Below are 22,736 nucleotides of genomic sequence, written 5' to 3'. Positions count from 1 at the left end.
ATATGGCGACTATTAAAGATATCGCGGAGAAAGCAAATGTTTCCATCGCTACGGTTTCCCGGGTGTTGAACTATGACGGTACCCTTTCCGTCACGGATGAAACGCGGAAAAGAATTTTCGAAGTGGCCGAACTGCTCTCATATAAACGTCGTGCCGATCGTAAGGCAGCGCCTTCAAAGTTTGCGATCGTCCATTGGTATACGGAGAAAGAAGAGCTTGAGGACCTGTATTATATGTCTATACGCTTTGGGATCGAAACCCGCTGTCAGCAGCTGGAGACCCAATGGGTCAAGTATCTCTATGATGATCTGGAAGAAGTGAAGCAGGAGAAGATACAGGGGATCATTGCAGTCGGTAAATTCAGTGAAGCGCAGGTTCGGACCATGGCCGGCATCACAGACAATATCGTCATTGTCGATCACAGTTCAGAAGACGAATCCTTCGACTCGGTGACGATCGATTTTGAAAAGGCGATCAAGAAGGTCATGAACTACTTTGTGGAAAAAGGCCATACCTCAATCGGATATATAGGCGGACGGGAATCTTATAAAGATCAATCAGGTGAAATTGAAGATCTCCGGGAGAAATACGTTCTCGCCTTTGGTTTGAGTAGAAACATCGTGGATGAACGCTTTATTTACAGAGGGACATTCACGGTCAATGATGGGTATCAACTCATGAAAAAGGCAATCACAGAGCATGGTGAAGAACTTCCTACAGCATTTTTCATGGGGAATGATCTCATTGCCATCGGTGCGATACGCGCCTTGCATGAAGAAAATATCGCCGTGCCCGAACGGGTGAATGTGATTGGATTGAATGATATCAGTGTGTCCAAGTATATATACCCTACATTATCCACTCTTAAGGTCCATACAGAGATGATGGGAGAAGTTGCCGTCGATTTACTGATGGAGAGAGTGGTTGGCCGGAAAGTAGGAAAGAAAGTATTTATCAGTACGGAGCTGATTAAAAGGGAAAGCAGCTTCTAATACACAAGTAAACCATAGACGGTGGTCTATGGTTTTTTTTATAGTAAAAATACTTCGTTTAATTTTACTAAAACAATTGACGATTTTTTACTAGTTATATAAAATGGGGTTGTACACGCTTTCATATAGAACGAGGAACATATTATATATAGATAAAAGGAGAGAACGTGATGACGACGTATCGCCAAGAGTACCCGCGGCCGCAGTTCGTTCGTGATAACTGGATCAATTTGAATGGGACCTGGTCATTTGCCTTCGATGACGAAGGGGTTGGATCTCAGGAAAGATGGTATGCTCACAAGGCAGACTCATTTGATAAAGAAATCCAGGTGCCGTTTGCTTACCAAACAAAGTTAAGCGGGATAGGAGACCCTGCCTTTCATGACACGGTGTGGTATAAAAGAGAATTCGAAGTCCCGAAAGAGTGGGATGGCCAAAACATCGTATTGCACTTCGGTGCGGTGGATTACCGGGCATGGGTATATGTGAACGGTCAGCTCGTTGGCTCCCATGAAGGAGGGCATATCAACTTTTCATTTGATATTACCGATTCTCTGAAAGGCGGACGGGAGACGATTGTGGTAAAGGTGGAAGACCCTTCAGAAGACGAAACCATTCCACGCGGTAAGCAGTTCTGGTTGGAAGAGTCTGCATCCATCTGGTATACAAGGACGACGGGAATCTGGCAGACCGTCTGGATTGAACCGGTCTCCCGCACTCGGATCGACAAGCTTAAGTGGACCCCTGATGTGGATAATGGCCGTGTGAAATTGGATACCGGGCTTGCAGGGGACTATGAGGGGAAAACATTGGAGGTCGAGATCCGTTATAAAGGCGAGAAGATAGTAGAAGATTCTATCCTCCTGCACGAGTCGTTCACCAGCAGGATCTTCGATTTGTATAATCTAAAGATTTTCCGTACCGGATTTCATCACGACGGCTGGAACTGGACACCGGAGAACCCTAATTTGTTTGACGTGTTGATGACGGTCAAAGATGGCAGCCGCGTCCTTGATCAGGTCAAGACCTATTTCGGGATGAGAAAGGTTCATACTGAAGACGGCATGGTTTATTTGAACAATAAGCCGTACTACCAGAAACTTGTGCTCGATCAAGGATACTGGGCGGACGGGTTATTGACGGCCCCGTCGGATGAAGACTTGAAGAAGGATATTGAACTGGCGAAAGAAATGGGCTTCAATGGTTGCAGAAAGCACCAGAAAACGGAGGATCCCCGTTTCCTTTACTGGGCCGATCAGCTTGGATTCCTGGTATGGGGAGAGTGTGCTGCCGCGGCTTCATTTAATGATCAGGCTGTTGCCCGATTAACGAAGGAATGGATGGAAATCATTGAAAGGGATTATAATCACCCCTCCATCATCGCATGGGTTCCATTGAACGAAAGTTGGGGGATCCCTGGAGTCAGGGACGATCATCATCAACAGCATCATTCCCTGGCAATGTACCATCTCCTTCATTCCCTTGACGGGACAAGGCTCGTCATTTCAAATGACGGTTGGGAACTGACCAGGACGGATATCTGTGCGATTCATAATTATAATCATGGTTCTGAACAGGAACGGGAAAAGTACGAGAACTATAAAGAAGAGTTGAGGACGAAAGACTCGATCCTTGCCTCGATGCCTGCTAAGCGCAAAATTTATGCCAATGGATTTTCCCACCAAGGTGAACCGATCCTGCTTACTGAATACGGAGGGATCGGCTTTAGAATAGGGGATGACGAAGGCTGGGGATATACCTCTGTTGCGAATGAGGAAGAATTCCTAAAGGATTATCAAAGAATCATGGAAGCCGTTTATCAATCAAATGTTCTTCATGGCTATTGCTACACGCAGCTGACGGATGTTGAACAGGAAATCAACGGAATTCTCACTTATGACCGAAAGCCTAAATGTGATCTGAGGAAGATCCGGGCAATAAACGATATGTGGCATTCAGAAACGATTTAAGAAAAATGGGGACCAGTGAAGTTGAACCGGTCCCTTTTTCTTAACAGCGAGAGAGGAAGTATACGATGGAGAAAAACGCTTTAATCGATCATTTTTATCAAATATATCGTAAGAAGGACAAGTTGAGGGTGTTTTTCTCACCTGGGCGGATCAACTTGATTGGGGAACACACAGATTACAATGGAGGCTTCGTATTCCCGGGTGCCATTACATTTGGAACATACGGGGTGGTCCGTGAAAGGTCGGACCGCAACGTGTGTCTATATTCGACGAACTTTCCTGAAGGTGGAATCATCCAGTTCTCGTTGGACTCACTGGAATATGAGGATGAACATGGCTGGGCGAATTATCCCAAAGGTATGATCAACTATATCCAGGATGCATACGGAACGATCCCGAACGGATTCGACATGCTGGTATGTGGGAACATCCCGAACGGAGCTGGCCTATCCTCTTCAGCATCCCTTGAGTTGCTCATGGGGGTGGTGATGGATGAGTTATTCCAATTGAATATGGAACGGATTGAAATGGTGAAGCTTGGTCAAAAGACAGAAAATCAATTTATCGGTGTGAACAGTGGGATCATGGATCAGTTTGCTGTGGGTATGGGCAAGAGGGACTGCGGGATCTTGCTGGACTGCGACACGCTTCAATATGAATATGCCCCCTTAAACCTTACTGATCACAAAATCCTGATTATGAATACAAACAAGAGACGTGAATTGGCCGATTCCAAATATAATGAGCGCAGGGCTGAATGTGAAGAAGCGCTTCTCCGTCTAAAAGGTAAACTGGATATTCAGGCGTTAGGCGATCTAACGGAAAAGCAATTCGATGACCATCTGGAATTGATTGCTGACCCCACTTTGAAAAAGAGGGCTAAGCATGCCGTCTATGAGAATGCGAGGACGATAAAGGCCCTGCATTCTTTACGAAAAGGGGAATTAGGTGAGTTTGGCCGATTGATGAATGAATCCCATATCTCACTCCGGGATGATTATGAGGTAACGGGAGTGGAGCTGGATACGTTGGTGGGAGCAGCCTGGGATCACGCGGGTACCTTGGGGGCCAGGATGACAGGTGCGGGATTTGGCGGATGTGCCATTGCCCTTGTTGAAAATGATCATGTGGAATCCTTCAAGAACGAAGTCGGACGTCAGTATAAATCAAAAATCGGTTATGAAGCCACGTTCTATACAGCGAGTATCGGTGATGGAGCGAAAGAATTGTAAAGGGAGTTGGAGCAGATGAGCATATTAGTATTGGGAGGAGCCGGTTATATCGGTTCGCATGCCGTTTATCAGCTGATTGACGAGGGATATGACGTGGTTGTCATGGATAATCTGCAAACCGGACATGAAGACGCCGTTCACCCTGAGGCCAAACTCTATCAGGGTGATATCAAAGATAAAGAGTTTTTAAGAAATGTTTTCAAAAAAGAAAAGGTAGATGGGGTCCTTCACTTTGCAGCCAATTCATTGGTTGGTGAATCCATGGAGAAACCACTCGAATATTTTGATAACAATGTGTATGGTACACAAGTATTGCTTGAAGTCATGAAGGAGTATGGAGTGAAACATATCGTCTTCTCTTCCACGGCTGCTACTTACGGTGACCAGGATGTCGTTCCGATCACAGAAGGATTGCCAACGATTCCAACCAATGCGTATGGGGAAACCAAACTGACCATGGAGAAAATGATGAAATGGTGCGACCGGGCTTATGGCATGAAGTATGTGGCTCTTCGCTATTTCAATGTAGCGGGTGCCAGGAAATCAGGGGAGATTGGAGAAGATCATACGCCTGAAACCCATCTCATCCCCGTCATTCTCCAGGTTGCCCTTGGAAAGCGTGAGCATATCTCCGTGTTCGGGAATGATTATCCTACAGCAGATGGGACATGCATAAGGGACTATATCCACGTAGAAGACCTGATCGAAGCACATATCCTGGCATTGAAATACTTGCAAAATGGTGGGGAAAGCGATGTCTTTAACCTCGGAAGCAGCCAGGGGTACTCGGTATTCGAAATCATCCATAGTGTACGGGAGGTAACGGGTCATCCGATCCCTCAAGTAATCGATCAAAGGCGCGCGGGAGATCCGGCGACTCTTGTGGCATCCTCGGAAAAAGCGAAACGTGTGCTTGGGTGGAATCCATCAAGAAATGACATCCGCCAGATCGTTGAAGATGCGTGGAAGTGGCATGTGGCCAATCCGGCAGGGTATAAAAAGTAAGGGAGGAGTGGACAAGATGGATATTTATTCAATGATTCAATCTCTCCTGAACCGAGGGATAGATCTTGGTCTAATAGAAGAGTGTGACGAAATGTATGCCCGAAATCAGCTGCTTTCCCTATTGAATCTTGCCGATTTCCCTGAAAAGGTGGAAGGATCGGTGGATGTCCGGATTCCTGATCTGCTTGAAATGATCCTGCAGTATGCTGAGGACCATTACATCGTGGGCGAACTGGATGCAGAAAAAGACATTCTCTCGAGCAAATTGATGAATGTCCTCATTCAACGGCCGTCGGATGTCAACAGGCGTTTCTATGAGCACTATGAAGAGGATCCGAAATGGGCAACCGATTACTTCTACCAGTTGAGTCAGAACAGCAACTATATCCAAACGAAGAATATCGCTAAGAATATCAATTATAAAACGGAAACGATGTATGGAGATTTGGACATTACCATCAATCTCTCAAAACCGGAGAAAGACCCTCGCCAGATCGCTTTGGAAAGGGAAAGAAAACAAGATGTGACCTATCCGAAATGTCTGCTATGTCCAGAAAATGAAGGATATGAGGGGAGGATCGGACACCCGGCACGCTCCAACCACCGGGTGATCGGTATGACACTCGGGCATGAGCCATGGTATCTTCAATACTCGCCCTACGTGTACTACAACGAACACTGTATCGTCCTTTCAAAGGAACATCGGGACATGAAGGTGACACCTGAAGCGTTCCGCCGTTTGCTTGACTTTGTGCATATGTTTCCTCATTACTTCTTGGGCTCGAACGCTGATCTTCCCATTGTCGGTGGATCGATCCTGTCCCATGACCATTACCAGGGAGGAAACTATCAATTTGCAATGGAGAAAGCACAGGGAGAGTTCGCGTTCGAATTTCGTGATCATCCGGACGTCGCTGCGGCCACTGTCAATTGGCCGATGTCAGTGATAAGGCTCCGTTCTGGCAATCCTGACAGCCTGGTGGATGCTGCAAGTCGGATCCTGAACGAGTGGCAAGGCTATTCCGATGAAGAGGTGGATATCCTGGCATTTACAGATGGGACACCACATAATACCATCACGCCGATTGCCAGGAGAAACGGGGAGGATTACGAGCTTGATTTAGTGTTGCGAAATAATCGGACAAGTGAGGAGCACCCAATGGGGATCTTCCATCCCCACAGTGATGTCCATCATCTCAAGAAAGAAAACATTGGGTTGATTGAAGTGATGGGACTCGCCGTGCTGCCTGCAAGACTAAAATCAGAGCTTGAAGAAATGGAAAAGTACTTAATCGGAAAAGAGAATGAACTAAAGGAATATCACCAAGAGTGGGCAGACGACATCAAAGCACGTCATGGAGTGAGTCTTCATGAAGAAAATGTCCGTGCCGTTCTTCGACAAGAATTAGGAAGCAAGTTCCAGCGGATTCTGGAAGATGCCGGTGTATTCAAAAGGAATCAAAAGGGACAGGAAGCCTTTCAGAAATTCTGTCATCTATTCTCATGAACAGTGGAAGTATTGAATGAAGGAGAGACGGCAATGAATCTAACAATCTCGGAATTTGGTAAACGGGAAGGAAAGAAGATCCTCGCCCATACCATTAGCAATTCAACCGGTATGGAAGTAACAAGCATCAATTATGGATGTATTATCACTAAGATCATTGCACCAGATCGTAACGGCAAACGAGAAAATATCGTACTGGGCTTTGATACACTTGAAGAGTATGACCTTCATTCCCCCTATTTTGGAGCGGTCATCGGACGCCATGCCGGCCGGATTGCGGGAGGACGTTTTACGTTGGATGGCATCGCCTATCCGTTGGCCCAGAATGATGATGGGAATCATCTCCACGGAGGCCTTAAAGGATTTGATAAATCAATCTGGGATGTGGAAGTACAAGAAGGGAAGGGGTCACTCAGCCTGATCTACCATCTTCTGAGTAAGGATGGGGAAGAAGGATACCCTGGTAACGTAGAAGTGAAGGTTATGTATACACTGACAGAGAAGAACGAACTATTTTTTTCCTATGAGGCGGTCTCTGATAAGCGGACGATCCTGAACATGACAAACCATACCTATTTCAATTTAAGTGGGAATGCAAAAACGACGATCGAGCAGCATGAACTGACCCTCAAAAGCAATCAATTCCTTGCTTTAGACGAAGCCTTGGTCCCGACCGGGGAAGCAGTCGATGTAGAGGGAACGGTCTTTGATTTCCGCACTGGCCGGAAGATCCAGGATAGCATTGAATCCGCTCATCCTCAAAATCAACTGGCAGGGAACGGGTATGATCATCCCTTTTTATTAGAAAAAGGGGAAGAACAAATCCGCTTGACCGAACATGGAAGCGGCCGGACGTTGCGTATGGAAACAAATCAGCCTGCAGTGGTGCTTTACACAGGAAATCAACTCGAGGAAGATTTTGAAATCAGGGGGACAAAGTCGGAAAGCTATCTGGGATTGTGCCTAGAGACACAAGGAATACCCGATGCCATCCACCATCCCCAGTTCCAAACCACCGTAATCGAAAAAGGGGAACCTTATAAATCCATCACCAAACTGACATTTGGTACGGATTAAGGAAACATGGGACAGGTTCTGACTCTACCTTTTCATGCTCTAGGATAGAGTCAGAACCGTCCCCGTTTTAACTATAGAGCCAACCTTAAAGCCCGGCAAAAGAGTGAGTCATTATCATTTTAATAAATTTATGCTCGTAATGATAATTGGCATGGCAAATACGTCAATAAGAAACGCTCCGACAATCGGTACTATTAAAAAGGCTTTTGGGGAAGGGCCGAAGCGATCCGTAATGGCACCCATATTGGCCATCGCATTCGGAGTGGCTCCGAGGCCATGACCGGTGAAGCCTCCCACCATGACAGCAGCATCATAATCTTTACCCAGTAACCTAAATAGAACGAAGACCCCCATAGCTACAATGAATACAACCTGAACTAAAACAATGATTAACATTGGAAGTGCTAAACCCGCCACTTCCCAGAGCTTAATACTCATTAATGCCATGGAAAGGAATATTCCAAGAGTAACATCACCAATTAAGCCAATGCTCTTCATATCGACAATGCTTTTATTAACACTATCCATGATGTTTCTAACGATAACTGCCACAAACATTGCTCCAACATAGCTAGGGAGTACAAAGCCTGTAACGCTGGAAAATAGCTCTCCAAGATAAGAACCTGCAGCCATACAAAACGTGATGATTAAGAGTTGAACCATAAATCTTTGAGAATTAAATCCAACTTCATTTTTTTCCATTACCTCTTCATTAGCGGCTGCCGCCTCCTGTGATGCATCAGCTTCTGATGGATTTAATTTGTACTTCGTAATAAGGTATTTAACTGTCGGCCCTCCAATCAAGCCTCCAGCAATCAACCCGAAAGTTGCTGCTGCCAATCCAACTGAAAGAGCTGAGTTCACCCCTAATTCCTCAATGGTCCCACCAAATGCAGTGGCAGCTCCGTGTCCTCCTTCCATGGACACAGCCCCAATCATTACTCCTATTAAAGGCTCAAGTCCTAAAACGCTGGCCAGGGAAATCCCTATAATACTCTGGCATAATGCCAATACTCCGCATGCAAGCCAATATATAACTAGAAGCTTCCCACCTAACTTTACTAATTTAAAGCTTGCTCCAAGCCCGACCGTAGTAAAGAATGCCAACATGAATAATCCTTGCAATGAGGTGTCTAATGTAATGGTTAATAGTCCTGTCTGCTTTAATATTGTTACAAGAACAGCAAATAGTAACCCTCCGACCACTGGTGCGGGAATGCAAAAACGTTTTAAGAATGAAACTTTATTAATAAGGAACCCGCCACCTATAAGTAAAGCAACCGCCAAAAAAATAGTAGTAACATTATTTAATGCCAAGTTCATATTGTACCTCCTGAATTATTTATTAAAATGCATAAGTCCTTCCTTTATAAAATGTGCTGCTAATGCAATTGTTTTATTGTCATGATCAAAATCAGGATTCACTTCACATATATCGAAGGAAACCGTTTTTTCTTTTGAAACAACATATCTTATTAACTCTCGCACTTTTTTCGGTTCTAGGCCAAAGGGGGAAGGGGCACTTACTCCGGGAGCAAAAGAAGAATGAATGACGTCTGTACATACTGTGAGAATAATATTATCGTAATTTGCAGTAAAATCCTCCAGCTGCTTGAATGTACCAGAAGAATCTGAGGATGAAAGCTGTTCCTCCATTATGAAACTGACATTATACTTAAGGGCTGTCTCAAATAAGGCTGCTGTGTTTCCCAGTTGCTGAATACCAGCGACTAAATATCCGCAATTTTGATCCTGATCCAAGATCTGCTTAAACATCGTACCCGAGGAAGGTTGTTGCTCATACGGCCTCATATCAAAATGTGCATCGATATTAATGATTCCAATACTTGCATTTGGTCCTAAGCATCCCCTGACCCCTTGATAGTGGCCATAAAAGGTCTCGTGCCCACCACCTATAATGATAGGGGTTACTCCTTTATTCATTAAAACGGTAATGGCTTTTCCCAACTCAGCCTGACCCTTTTCCATATCTCCCCCGACACATTCAATATCACCTGTATCAAACACATTCGTATCCATCGGCAAATGCCAGGGGAATTTAGCAAAAGCACGCTTAACTTCTTCCGGTGCTTTAGCCGCTCCTCTTCTGCCATGGTTTCTTCTAACTCCTTCATCACACTTAAAGCCAATGATCCCAAACGATCTGCCATTTCCGACCGGCTTCTTATCAGCTGTTAGATCCAGTAATTGTACCTGCTGATGAACCCGGTAACTAAAAGGGTCCGTTTCACTATCGACTCTTCCGCACCACTGATTCCTTGACGGCTTAATATACATACTTCCTCCTGATATTTATAAATTCTGAATTTTCTTCCTACGAAAAGTATATTTGAGTTAATATATAATTACCAATACCATTTTTATATATATTAATAGTCTTTAACTATAAAGGAGAGGTGTATTGAATTGGATCTCCGGAAGCTGCGTTATTTCACCACCGTGGTACATGAAAAAAATTTCTCTAAAGCCGCTGGGATACTTCATATTTCCCAGCCTTCTTTAAGCAACAGTATTATGAAATTGGAAAAGGAGGTAGGGTTTCAGCTTTTGGAAAGGAATACAAGGAACCTAACCCTTACCGAATCAGGCGAAATCTTCTACACGCGTGCTAAGGAGCTTATTAAAAGGCATGGATATATGCTAAAGGACCTTGAGGAAATCAGGCAAACAGGAAGCGGCACGGTCTCAATTGGGTTGATTGAGTCTTCGAAATACTGGATACCAAAAGTAATAAAACAATTTAAAGAACGGTATCCTACTATAGAAATTCATTTCAAAGAAATGCTTGGCCACAAAAAGGTTATAGAGTCTCTTACCAATTACGATGTGCATATAACGATCACAAACCAGCTGATTCATGACATTGAAATAGAGGTTATTCCAATTTATATAGAAAAACTGCTCTTGGTCATGCACAAAGAAGACATGCTTAATGACCTGGTTTCCATATCCTTGAACGATCTTACTGAACATGATTTTATCATCAGCACAGATGGCTTCCAGACAAGAGAAGATGTGTTACATGCATTTAATCATGAAAATCTTGCTCCAAACATTAAATATGAAATTGAGCGTTTGGAAACAGCCTGCAGCCTGGTTGAACACAAACTCGGAATTGCTATTCTGCCGGAAAGCTATGTTAAGTATTATTCCAATCCAAATCTCGTGACACGCTCTATCGATTCAGGATTTCTCCAAAGGACTGTGTATATTGCCTATAAGAAGGAGCGTAACCTTACACCGGCAGTATTTCATTTAATAGCGGAAATGAAAGGATTTTTTGTTTGAATGTTTAATGGGGTCGAGGGAGAAGGTAGATGGAGTTAGGTGGAGACGGTTCTCAATTGGTTTTTTTATAAAAATGGAAGGCGTAGAGTCGAATGGGATAGGATCAACGGTTTTCATACCGTTGATTCTGTCCATTTGATTTTATTTTTGATGCTTGAATTTGTGGGAAAACGCGTGAAGATAGAACCGTCCCCGTGCTTCCTGAACTGTATAATAGGCATAAAGAATAATTCAATATGAAAATTATACTTCAGGTGAAAAAATAGAGTGAAGTCAAGGGGAGATATTTTTGGACGGATTAGAGGTAATAATGGCTGCAAAAACTGGAAAGCGAAAAGCCTATGTTGATAATAGTGGGGAAAAATACTTGGATTGTTCTATGTGCAAAGAAATTAAATCACTGGATCAATTTAATAATCAGAAAAAAGGTATTTTAGGCAAAGCCTCCGAGTGTAAACAATGTAGTAAGAAAAGGCGAGGATCAGCTTATAAAGAGGGGAGAGGTAAACAGCGTGAGGAACGGCTTGAAGTGCTGTTAAGTGAGGTTATTGTAGTAGACGGTAGTACTCTATCTGTAGTTGCAGTAAACCAAAGAAGAACACGAAAGGCTTATAAAAGTGAATCTGGCGAAGTATTTTTAACCTGTGGTGATTGTAAGAAAGTAAAATCTATAGTGGACTACAATCATTCTCCTAAAGGGTTCTATGGAAAAGACAGCAAATGTTATGAGTGTAGACGTAAAAAATATTTTAAATATGAAAAATTAATAGGGTCGGTTGTAACGATAAAAAATAATAATTTAAAAGTGGTTGAGGTTACTGAAAGGGGTAGGAGGAAACTTACAGATAATGAGGGGAATGTTTTCTTAGACTGTACGAAGTGCAAAGAAATAAAGCCTAAGGAAGAGTATCGAGACAGGGAAGGGTTTTTAGCTAATAAAGATAGTCATTGTCGAGTCTGTTGTATGGAGAAAGGGAGGAATTTTAGAAAAGAAAATGAAGAACATACAAAGGAGTACTATCGTCAATATCGAGAGGAAAATAAAGAGCAGTTGAATGAAAAGAGTAGAGTTCACTATTCCAAGAACAAGGATCACATTCGAAAACAACAACGCGAGTATCGTAAAAATGATCCGGAAAGATATAGGGAACATAGCCGTAAATGGGCGAGAGAAAACCCTGAGTATCAAGTGAATCTTACTAGTAATAGGCGTGCCAAAATGAGAAGACTACCGTACGATTTTACTATTGAACAAAGTTCGAAAATGCTTACAGGTGGTTGTAGCTTAACGGGAGACAAAAATAATATTCATTTAGACCATGTAATACCTCTAAATGTAGGGCATGGTGGCACGACTTTCAGCAATATGATTGCTTTACGTGCTGACTTGAATAACTCAAAGGTAGATAGCAATATCTTTGAATGGGCCGAGGCGAAGCATAAACAGTTCAATTTTACCCTAGTACGATTTATCGAAGTAATGACTGAGGTAGCTGATAGAAATGGCATGAGCTTTGAAGAGTATAAAGAGTACGTTTATTGGTGCTTTGATAACCCCAGGGACCTGAGTAGTGAACCAACAAATTCTGAACGAAAAGCAAAGGATTTCTATAAAAGGTTAGATGCAGCTATTGGAATGTATATAAAAGGGGAAACCTACGACTCTATCAGGAATGAAACTCGCATAGTAAGCAACACATTACTTCGATACTTACATGAGCGCGAAATACCGACAAGAAAAACGAATACAATTGAACGCCCTATTTCGGAAAGAATAGAGACAGCTGTGAGTATGTATGTGAATGGTGAGACCATACCCACTATTAGAAGAGAAGCTGAAATAGGTCAAGATCGTTTATATAAAGCATTGGATGAGAGAGGTATTCCAAGGCGGTTGTTGAGAAATGAAACTACTAGCTAATGCTAGTAGCTTGTAAAGGTAAAGGGTAAAGTGGGAATGACTCACTCTACCCAATTTATTATACGAACATAACTTCAAAAGGGGATGCTGATTCCTATAAGCTATAAGAATTACTATTAGCCTTATTAAATATGGGATGAATTAAAGTAATAAAATAGTTCAGGACACTGCCATCTCTTTTCTTTATCAATTCGATATCTTGAATCACGTGTTGAATTTGATGACCACTCAAATTTTTTGAAAGCGTTCTGGCCAATTGAGTAGAGGTTTCTCTGATCAAGAATCTTTTTCTTATCTCGGAGTGAAATTCGGCACAATAACAATATAACGTATATTCTTCTGTACTCATTTACTAACACCTTTTTCTTCTTATATTAAACGTTGAATTTGTTGCTGATCTCAGATAATGAGATACTCGCCTCATTTAGACTGGCAGCCGAGTGTGCGATGGAGTTCAATGCTATCAGTTGTTGTTCCGTCGATGCGCTTACCTCTTCACTAGATGCAGCTGATTGCTGTGCCGTTGCCGAAATGCTTTGGATCGCCCCCACGACATCATCTTTATGACTTGTCATGAATTCCACCTTTTGTGAAATTCCTTGGATCGATGAAACCATGTTATTAATCATGGATGAAATGGAGTGGAACGCATCTTCAGTTTCGTTGACGACCAGGGTTTGTTCATCGGCAATTTTTCTTGTGGTGTTCATTTCAATGGTGGCCTGCTTGGATTGAGTTTGGATATCTTGTATGGTCATCCTTACCTGGTCTGTTGCCCTGGCTGATTGCTCGGCCAATTTCCTGACTTCTTCAGCTACTACGGCAAATCCTTTCCCGTGTTCCCCGGCTCTGGCCGCTTCGATACTTGCATTGAGGGCAAGCAGGTTCGTCTGATCAGAGATGGCATTTATGGAATGGATGACTGTATCAATTTCATTTATTTTCTTTGTTAAATTCTGAATAACGGACTCCACGGTATGAAGCACTTCGTTGGATCGACCGGTCATTTCTTTCATGTTTGTCATTTGCTTCAGGCCGTTTTCACTTGTAGTGGAGGCACTTCTTGAATGGGAGAGTAACTCATCCGATGCTGCATCTACTTCTTCGATTTGAGTCGATAAGTCCATCGTTCGTTGGTTCGCGACTTCTGAGTCTGTTGCTGCCTGTGTTGCCCCATGTGCGACTTCGTCCATGGCACGGGCGATTTCTTCACTTGACGCAGTCGTTTCCTCGGAGATGGCACTCAGGCTTTCTGTTGATTCTTTTACCTGAGTAACGGAGGATTGCACCGATTGGATGATCTCTCTCATACTCAACACCATGGAATTGAAGTTCCTGGTCAGTTGCCCCACTTCGTCACCTGATATTGATTGTACCGATGCAGTCAGATCACCTTGGGCTACTTTATTTACTTGCTTATTCAAATGGATCAAAGGCTTGGTAATACTTCTCGCAACGACCGTCGTGATAACAGATATCAGTACGATGATAAGTAGTGTGAGGAGTAAGAGTGTATTTCTTAAATCCGTTGCTTCCGCCAGCATGTTTTTCTTTATGTATACCGTTCCGACCTTCCAGTTTGTTTCCTTGATGGTATTGTAAAATAATACCCGATCCTGTTTGTCAAACACGTAATCGAGTCTTCCGCTTTTCTCACTTGCGTTATACATATCTTTAATAAACCCAAGCTTCATAAGGTTTTTCCCTTTTTCTGTTGGATGGACCATTGCGACGGCATTCTGATCGAAGAGAAAGGAGTATCCCTGGTAATCCACATCAATGGATTTGACCAGCTCATTAAGCTGGTCGATTTTAATATCGAAGGCAATGACCCCCAGCACTTTGCTTGAGTTTTGTTCGGTAATGACTTTCGATAACGTCACAATAAACTCACCGGAAGCCTTATCTTCATAGGGCTCACTCCAAAAGGCTTCTTCCACGTCAGAACTGGCACCCTTGAACCAGGTAGCTTCCAATGGATTGAAATCTTCTGGGAGAGTGACAGACGGTTCAATTAATATTTTTTTATTCATCCCCGTCACGTATACATTCTTCACAGCAGGGTTATGTCTGATGAAAGAAGCAAATTCATTGGACACTCTCGTTTCGAGGACTTTGGTTTCCAGGGAATCCTCTCCTGCTTTATCTTCTGCAGTTTTTAAATAATCTGCGACCAGAGATTGATTACTTAACACGTTAATCGTAGAATCATATTTCTCCAGAAACATATTAATCCCGAAATCAATCTGCTTCACAATGGACTCTGAATTGGTCTGTGCATCTTCTTTAATCTTCTCGCTTTGTTGCACATATAAAAAAACGGCTAACCCAATGAGAATGATGGTAAAGACAGATGAAAAGATGACGATCATTTTCGTTCGCAAGCTATTAAATGAAAAACGTTTTAGCATGGTGGTTCCTCCTGGAGTGATATTCTAAGTATAATAATATTTCTGCAAAGCCTTAAGACTCTAAGTAATTCCATTAAAATGCTATTATGTAAGACTTTTGATTCATGTGCCAAAAATTGATTATAACACCATAATTGAAAGTTATTGTAAAAAGTTGTTGGGAAGTAAGAAGTAGTTTTATTCAGAAAAGTGTAATTAATAGGGAGCCTAGGGGAGAAGCATGGAATACGGTCACATATAAAAAAACTGCAGATCCAGGGGCTCCTTTCTCTGCAGGCATTTAAAAATATTATTTATTCCAGATCAAGCGATGTATCTTTTTTGAATACTTTCAAGAGGATCAGGTAGAGAATTCCAATCCCGAGCCAGATGAATCCCAGCTGTTTGGAAAGGGGATCAAGAGAAAACCATACATAACCGATGATGATAAAACCGATCAGCGGAAGTACCAGATGTTTAAAATACTGCTTGCTCTTTTGCTTTTTAATAAAGTATATGACCACAGATGCGTGAAGGAACAAGAATGCCGATAATGCCCCGAAGTTGACCACTGATGCCAGTGCACCTATTTGTGATGCGAAGAATGCTGTTACAAGCAGTGACACAACGGCAACCAGAAGGGTGCTGACATAAGGTGTCTTGAATTTCGGGTGTACTTTTGACAGGACCTTTGGCAGCTTGCGATCCCGGGCCATGCTGTACAGGATTCGTGATATGGCTGCCTGTGCCACGAGTGCGTCGGCAATTCCCCAGGCAACTGCAGTTGCGATGATTGTCATCCACTTCAACCAAGGACCGCCGGCAATTTCAGCAATCTGATAGAATGCCACATCCGCGTTTTCGAAGCTTGTGTAATCGGGCCAGATCAATGCAGCTACCCAAGTCTGAATGATGAACAGGACTCCAACGACAAGTAAAGAGAAAATGATAGCCCTACCAATGGCTTTACTTCCGCCTTTTGATTCTTCCGCCAATGTTGAAATCGCATCAAATCCTAAAAAGCTAAGGACGGCGATGGATACTGCACCCATAACGGTACCCATGCTGAAATGATCGGCATCATATAAAGGTTTCCAAGTGAACTCAGCTCCGTTCACTCCCTTGATGATGGCAAAAATACCGACAGCTACGAATATCACTAAAACAATGAGTTCCGCGACAACAATGATCTTATTTGCTTTCGCGGTGAACTCGATTCCCAATACGTTGACGAGTGTATTGATTGCGATGAAAATCACCAGCCAAACGAGTAATGGAATCGTTGGAACGATATCATGCAAGGCCGCGGCACTGACCAGATAAAGAAGGGCAGGTACGAAAATGTAATCGAGCAATATAAGCCAGCCGGCAATAAAACCTACAGAATCATTGATGCCCCGCTGTGCATAGGCATAGACGGATCCTGCGATCGGAAAGGCCTCGGACATTCTGGCATAGCTTAGTGCGGTGAAGATCATCCCGACCATCCCGATGAGGTAGGCGAGAGCCACCATCCCGTTGGAACCCTGGGCCACTGCGCCATAAATTCCGAACGGAGCGATCGGCACCATAAATACCAGTCCATAAATCAGTAAATCCCAGAATGTCAGGGATCTTTTTAACTCCTGTTTATAACCCATATTGGACTGGGGTTGATTCGTTTGGAGTTCAGCCATGGATTATACCACCTCTTTCTTGAAGAGTTGGATGTTGTAAGCTTCGAGGATCGACCGTGGCACAAAGAATCGTGCCGTTTTCAGCGGGTCCACGATCTGGCTGATTTGTGCCTGGCCCGCTGCACTCATCAGCATGGTGAACTCACCTAAAGACAAATCTGTCTGGGGCTGCAGCAAATCAATCATTTCCTCAACAGCTACATTAGCGGCTTCGTCTAACAGTTCTTTAGAAACGAGAGTGGCTACACCTTCTTCGTTTTCCAAAATGGGATAATATATGGTGTGACCTTTGATGACTTCAAGCGTAACCTTTACCTTTGCGGGGATTTCAATGCCCGACACGCTGACTTCTCCATCTCCCATTGCCGCATGCAGATCTCCAAGCGCGAAAAGTGCACCAGGATGGAAGACAGGGAAGTAAAGGGTTGCTCCTGTTGTAATCAGCTTTGTATCCATATTTCCGCCATGGGCTCCAGGAGTGCCATTATTGACAGCCTCACCTTCTGGAGCTACTCCAATAACGCCAATCATAGGGTTTAACGGCAGCGCGATTTTGTCATTAAAAATCGCTTTATCATCCTCTACAGGAATGATCTTTACTTCGAACTTCTCCAAGCGATGCCCCATGACACCAAGCTCCGGTCCAACCACCATGACACCCTGGTTACCTAATTCGATATCATCGATCGTCACTTTTAAAATGTCCCCAGGCTGTGCTCCCTCGACATAAACGGGCCCTGTTGCGGGATTGATTTGATTCCAATCGATCGCGTTAAAAGTCGTTCGCTCGGACTGAATTTGATCTTGGAAGCAGTCGAAAGTCTCAATCTCGACCTGTGTTCCGGACTTCACCGTCAGTGCTGGTGTATTGTTTTTATCCATGGCATAAACAAATACTTGCGTCGATAACTGTGCCGTCATGTAAATCCCTCCTGAATTTTATTTTATATATTCTGAATAATTAAAATGTTACACTTTTCCCGCTGTAGTTGTTTGCAAAATTTCAATCAATTTTTGCATAATCTTATTTAAATTTTGTCACCAGCGTATGTAGAACGAATGTGAGAGCGACCGTTACGGGTACGACCATATACACCTCTGTTACCGTCAAATTGATGACAATTCCCGCTACACTCATCAATCCGACTGTAAGTGAAAAGTGCTTCAGGGAGAATGGCCCCTTCATAACAATATAAAAAAATGGGATAGACGCCGAGGCAAAGAAGGACATAAAGTAAGGAAGCCATGTTTCAAAGGAGCCCGCCAAAAGAACACCTGCCAATCCGAGAAGCACGATCATCAACACTCCAAACAAATAGCCTGTTTTTAATTTTCGATACGATGATGCTTGAGTGTGTTGTAGAAACAGACTGACGATTGAATAGAGGGAATGCCCGGTGCCGACTGCGAGCATGGAAATACCCGTATAGATGAAAATAGGAGTTATGATGGTATTGGACTGGATCATCGACTCGAGCAGTTGGACAGAGGTTGATGTTTTAGTTTGAGAAAGCAGGTACACGGTCAAAGCTGTATAGGACAGCAATAAGGCGGTCCAGGAAAAGGAAGAATACCTTAGTGCTGATAAGCGGTGATGGGGTTTGATCGTTTTAATCGATTCCCAGAAATAAACACTTGTGAAGGTTTGGCCCGCCATCACAAATAGGAACGTTAAAAAGTAAGAACCGTTCTCCAATATGCTTCCGCTGAATATTCCTTGGAAGTGTGTCATGAACCGCTGGTAAACAACTTCTGTTCCAGTCCTTAAGTAGAGCGTTAGGACGGTGAAGGACATGGTGAATAACACCCCGATTAAAATCAGGCTGCCGACTCGTGTGATGCCCATTTTTCCGCCTAAGCCAAATAATACATAACTAAAGATCAGAAATAAAAACACACCCAAATAGGAGGGCTGATGAAAAAAATCCCGGAACAGAATGATCATCAACGAAGTCTGAATCAGGATGTTCCCCATACTGGAAAAACCAAATATCAAAAATGTGGCAGCATTTATTTTACCTGGAGAATGAAACGGGTCATGAAGAATGACCTCCATCTTATCCGGGCTGAATACCCATTTCCGTACTAATAAATAGAGGATAAGAGAGGAGCCGGTGAAAATGAAGAAGCTTGACAATCCACCTTTTGCTGTAAGAATCAAAGGGAAAAGAACGGTCGCCCCAGTCATATATTGAATCACCAAAGAGTATGTTCCACCGGCTAAGCCGACTTCTTTTTCGGGATTGGTGAATTCATGGACACTGCGATATCTGCCAACCTTGTCGATGAGAAGGATGATGAGTGTAAAAGCAATGAATAGTAGGACATACCAATCAATCATCAGAGGTCTCCTTAAATTGGCTCGGAGTGATGCCTTCTATTTTCTTGAATGAATTGCTGAAATGATGCTGAGAGGAAAAACCGACCATTTCAGCGATGTTGAACAGACTCCAATCCGGGTTTTCGAGTATCAGCTGCTTCGCTTTCTGAATCCGGAAATGATTGAGGTAATCTGTGAATTTTATGCCAAGGGTCTCAGTGAATTTTTTGCTTAAATAAGTAGGGGACACATACACCTTTGTCGCCAGGTCGGATAGCTGAAGCTTCTGATTGTAATCTTCGCGGACGATCTCCAGTACTTTGTTGATCAGCGCGGATTTCGTCTCTGTGAACGTGTTTTTTTGTAAAAAATCCTCCATCACCTTGAACAGTTCTTTTTCAATCACCGGTTTAACAAGGTAATCCAATACATTCAGGTGGATGGCCTGTTTCGCATAGATGAAGTCTTGATAAGCCGTAATCAGTACGACTTCGATGTCTATACCATGTGCCCTCAAGTATTCACAAAAGTCCAATCCGGAATCCCCGGGCAATTGGATATCGACAAAAGCAAGCGGAAAAGAATACTGTTCCACCAGCTGCTTCGCCTCAACGGCATCCTCTGCCGTGAATATGTTCCAGTTCGGATATTGTTTTTTTACCAAATACGTGAGCTGTTCAAGCTCTAATGGTTCATCATCGATTATTAATAGATTCATTGAGATTCCCCCGGTGAATATGGCCAAATGGCTTTCACTTCTGTCCAGCCTGGCTTTCGTTTTATTGAGACTTCTGTATGGAGTTCAAATAGTAATTCAAGCCTTTTGCGGATATTCTCCAACCCTGTTCCATCCCCGTTCGTTATGAGTGGCTCATTTTCACTGTTTCCGTTGTCTAATACCTTTAAGATGACCCAGTTCCCCTCCCGATGCAATTCAATTTTCAACCGTTTTTCACCGCGTTTATTTTCAATGCCGTGCTTAAAGGCATTTTCAACGAATGTCTGCAGGGTGTAGGGAGGGAGATGTGTTGGCAGTGCCCGTTCATCCATCATGAACTCCACTTCGAGCTTCTTGCCAAAACGCATCTGTTGGATAGCCAAGTAATTCTTTGTATGTTCCAATTCACTTTCAAAAGGAATAAGAGACCCCTTCTCCCGGTTCTGATACCTCAGAAAGAGAGAGAACCTCTCCATTGATTGGATGAGATCTTCATTCCTATTCAGCCTGGCAAGAGACATCATCGCATTCAAACTGTTAAACAGAAAATGCGGGCGGATCTGCTGGCTGAGCTGCAGGTATTCCATTTGATGCAGCTGAGTCTGAAGCTGGATCTGTTTATTCTCCATCTGCAAGTAATCAAACTCTTTTTCAAGCAGCTTAATAATACTGAGAATGACCAGTGCAATGATTGGAATGAGCAGACATAGGAAGATAATGATAGAGAAAAAGGTTGAAGCACTTATCATAATAGATTCATCCTGACTGTCTATTTTTCTATTTATCTTACTCTTTTTTCAGAAAGGAGCCAAGGGGACAGGTCCCTCGGCTTTCCCTAATACGCTAAATATAACCAATAGAATTCCGATATATTTATAGTATGAAAATCAATATAAATAAAGGATTTCGAAATGATGAAAAAATGGATATCTCTATCAGTCATTGCCTTAACAAGTATTATGTGTCTAGCAATATGGTATAAAGTGTTTGAGGTTTTATCAGTTGATAGTGTTGCCCCCCCCATTATCGAGATGGAGAAAGAAATGAAAGGAGCAATTTATAAGGGAGACATAGAGAAGGTCAAAGGTATATTAGCAGATAACTATAATGTGAACCAAAAAAATGATGAAGGAGAAACGGCACTGCATTTTGCTGCTTTGTACGAGAAGCCTGTATTATCAGAGCTATTATTGAGTTCAGGAGCTGATGCCACAATCAAAAATAATTCCGGAGAAACTCCTATACACCTTGCTGTTAGGTATGGTGAGTTTGATACGATTGAGGCAATTTATGACCACAATTTTGATTTAAATATAAAAAATGACGATGGTGAAACGCCTATGCTCCAAATGTTCGATGCAGTCGATACCTCTGATCAAGATTTAATGGATATGTATGACTTTCTTGTTGAGAGAGGAGCAGATCCCACTATTAAAGACCAACTAGGTTTTACGGTCCTGACTCATGCCAATCTTTCGGATAAGTTGAAATTGATCGAGCACTTAAGGAGCCTAAAGCTTCCCGGAGATATTAAGGGACGGACTCAGGCAAGTGAAGTATTAGAAAAATTGGACTTGTTAAATGAGGAAGAATTTCTACATGCTATATACCAAGAAAATTATGGTTTGGTAAATGTCTTTCTGCAGGCTGGCTATAATCCTGATATAAGAGGAACTAATCAATTACCGATACTAATTGAACTTGCCTTTAGTGATGCAAATCAAATGATAGAGTTGCTTCTTGAGAAAGGATTGGACCCTAACACTCCTGATTATGCTGGCAACACAGCCTTGCTAAGAGCTTCAATTAGAAATAACCCGGACTTGGTTGAGAGTTTGTTAAGGCACGGAGCTATAGATAAGGAAAATAATGCAGGCTATACTGCGAGGAAAATAGCAGAAGAAGACGGGTATAAGGAAATTGTGAATATGATCGAGGAAGATACAGCTAAAATCATACCTGCTATTTCTGAGAAAGATATTTCCCCGACCGCAGTTGAACCTTCTCCTCAATCAGAAGGAATCGTTTTACCAGAAGAGATAGAAGCGTTGGGGTACGACAGACCTGAATATCGCGTTTTGTCTAATGACCAGGATGTAGGGTACTTTTATACTGAAGAAGAAGCCATCGCCTATGCCCAAACATTAGAAAACTCTGAAGTGTTCTTTCCAAACATGATTATATGGGATAACATCCCCACCGATTTGTACGTAGACAATCAATTTGTCGCCCATTTTCCAACTGAAAATGAAGCAATTCAAAGGGGAATGACCCATGAAAATGCAAAAGTAATAGCTCAACATAAAAATAAGGTTGTATGGGACAACTACCCAAAAGAATGTGGGACCTGTAACAGTCCGATTAGCGACGAATATTAATAGGGAGCCGCGGGGGAGCCAGGGGGCCTGTGGCTCATCTTTCTAAGAATCATATGAATTTGGGGAAACGAGAGTTAAATGGGGACGGTTCTGCTCTACTTTTTTTACAAGGTAGACCGGGCCCCGTCCCCTTCATACTTTACATACACCCGTTTCATGAAATAAGGAATCAAAGAGGATGATAAATGGGAAGCAACTGAACAGGCCTTTGCTTCTCGTGCAAACATTAACTATACTTATA

The 22,736-nt window shown here is 42.8% G+C and carries 17 protein-coding genes; 9 read left to right on the top strand and 8 right to left on the bottom strand.

The annotated features are described in order from the left end of the window. Window positions 1–2 precede the first annotated feature (2 nt). The 6 genes from M1J35_RS01295 to M1J35_RS01270 all read left to right on the top strand — a co-directional run bounded on the left by M1J35_RS01295 (window position 3) and on the right by M1J35_RS01270 (window position 7,783). On the top strand, window positions 3–992 hold the full coding sequence (locus M1J35_RS01295; protein WP_254652554.1) for a LacI family DNA-binding transcriptional regulator: 990 nt from the start codon (window positions 3–5) through the stop codon (window positions 990–992). 170 nt (window positions 993–1,162) lie between these two features. Further along, complete coding sequence (locus M1J35_RS01290; protein ID WP_254652553.1) at window positions 1,163–2,962, top strand: glycoside hydrolase family 2 protein; 1,800 nt, start codon at window positions 1,163–1,165, stop codon at window positions 2,960–2,962. 65 nt (window positions 2,963–3,027) lie between these two features. Beyond that, on the top strand, window positions 3,028–4,194 hold the full coding sequence (locus M1J35_RS01285; RefSeq protein ID WP_254652552.1) for a galactokinase: 1,167 nt from the start codon (window positions 3,028–3,030) through the stop codon (window positions 4,192–4,194). A gap of 15 nt (window positions 4,195–4,209) precedes the next feature. Then, entirely contained in the window at window positions 4,210–5,199 is a 990-nt protein-coding gene (galE, locus tag M1J35_RS01280; protein WP_254652551.1) for a UDP-glucose 4-epimerase GalE, read from the top strand. Between the two features lie 16 nt (window positions 5,200–5,215). After that, on the top strand, window positions 5,216–6,706 hold the full coding sequence (gene galT, locus M1J35_RS01275) for a UDP-glucose--hexose-1-phosphate uridylyltransferase (RefSeq protein WP_254652550.1): 1,491 nt from the start codon (window positions 5,216–5,218) through the stop codon (window positions 6,704–6,706). Between the two features lie 33 nt (window positions 6,707–6,739). Continuing rightward, window positions 6,740–7,783: an aldose epimerase family protein gene (locus M1J35_RS01270; protein ID WP_254652549.1), complete on the top strand. Its 1,044-nt coding sequence runs from the start codon at window positions 6,740–6,742 to the stop codon at window positions 7,781–7,783. Between the two features lie 114 nt (window positions 7,784–7,897). On the opposite strand, the gene gltS is transcribed toward M1J35_RS01270, so the two are convergent. Both gltS and hutG read right to left on the bottom strand, forming a co-directional pair. Beyond that, window positions 7,898–9,106, bottom strand: a complete 1,209-nt coding sequence (gene gltS, locus M1J35_RS01265) for a sodium/glutamate symporter (RefSeq protein WP_254652548.1) — start codon at window positions 9,104–9,106, stop codon at window positions 7,898–7,900. A gap of 15 nt (window positions 9,107–9,121) precedes the next feature. Continuing rightward, window positions 9,122–10,081: a formimidoylglutamase gene (gene hutG, locus M1J35_RS01260; RefSeq protein ID WP_254652547.1), complete on the bottom strand. Its 960-nt coding sequence runs from the start codon at window positions 10,079–10,081 to the stop codon at window positions 9,122–9,124. 162 nt (window positions 10,082–10,243) lie between these two features. Between hutG and M1J35_RS01255 the strand changes: the two genes are divergently transcribed. After that, window positions 10,244–11,092: a LysR family transcriptional regulator gene (locus M1J35_RS01255; RefSeq protein ID WP_254652546.1), complete on the top strand. Its 849-nt coding sequence runs from the start codon at window positions 10,244–10,246 to the stop codon at window positions 11,090–11,092. Window positions 11,093–11,402: 310 nt separating this feature from the next. After that, window positions 11,403–13,013: a hypothetical protein gene (locus M1J35_RS01250; protein ID WP_254652545.1), complete on the top strand. Its 1,611-nt coding sequence runs from the start codon at window positions 11,403–11,405 to the stop codon at window positions 13,011–13,013. A 374-nt stretch (window positions 13,014–13,387) separates the two neighbouring features. On the opposite strand, the gene M1J35_RS01245 is transcribed toward M1J35_RS01250, so the two are convergent. From M1J35_RS01245 to M1J35_RS01220, 6 genes are all read right to left on the bottom strand, one after another. Beyond that, entirely contained in the window at window positions 13,388–15,424 is a 2,037-nt protein-coding gene (locus M1J35_RS01245) for a methyl-accepting chemotaxis protein (protein WP_254652544.1), read from the bottom strand. 293 nt (window positions 15,425–15,717) lie between these two features. After that, entirely contained in the window at window positions 15,718–17,079 is a 1,362-nt protein-coding gene (locus M1J35_RS01240) for an APC family permease (RefSeq protein WP_254652543.1), read from the bottom strand. Window positions 17,080–17,082: 3 nt separating this feature from the next. Next, a complete protein-coding gene (locus tag M1J35_RS01235; protein ID WP_254652542.1) occupies window positions 17,083–18,000 on the bottom strand; it encodes an acetamidase/formamidase family protein in 918 nt (305 codons plus the stop codon). 103 nt (window positions 18,001–18,103) lie between these two features. Then, window positions 18,104–19,420, bottom strand: coding sequence for a hypothetical protein (locus M1J35_RS01230; RefSeq protein ID WP_254652541.1), 1,317 nt, complete (start codon window positions 19,418–19,420; stop codon window positions 18,104–18,106). Next, window positions 19,413–20,117 (bottom strand): response regulator transcription factor, encoded by a 705-nt coding sequence (locus M1J35_RS01225; protein ID WP_254652540.1) that lies wholly within the window; start codon window positions 20,115–20,117, stop codon window positions 19,413–19,415. Before M1J35_RS01225 ends, M1J35_RS01230 begins: the two co-directional genes overlap by 8 nt. Further along, window positions 20,114–20,866: a sensor histidine kinase gene (locus M1J35_RS01220; protein ID WP_254652539.1), complete on the bottom strand. Its 753-nt coding sequence runs from the start codon at window positions 20,864–20,866 to the stop codon at window positions 20,114–20,116. Before M1J35_RS01220 ends, M1J35_RS01225 begins: the two co-directional genes overlap by 4 nt. Before the next feature lie 162 nt (window positions 20,867–21,028). Between M1J35_RS01220 and M1J35_RS01215 the strand changes: the two genes are divergently transcribed. Continuing rightward, window positions 21,029–22,495 (top strand): ankyrin repeat domain-containing protein, encoded by a 1,467-nt coding sequence (locus tag M1J35_RS01215; RefSeq protein WP_254652538.1) that lies wholly within the window; start codon window positions 21,029–21,031, stop codon window positions 22,493–22,495. The last annotated feature ends 241 nt before the right edge of the window (window positions 22,496–22,736 follow it).

The sequence above is a fragment of the Rossellomorea sp. KS-H15a genome (assembly GCF_024195245.1).
GTDB classification, from domain to species: domain Bacteria; phylum Bacillota; class Bacilli; order Bacillales; family Bacillaceae_B; genus Rossellomorea; species Rossellomorea vietnamensis.
Note: the sequence above shows the minus strand (reverse complement) of the source record. Positions and strands in the feature narration are given on the sequence as shown.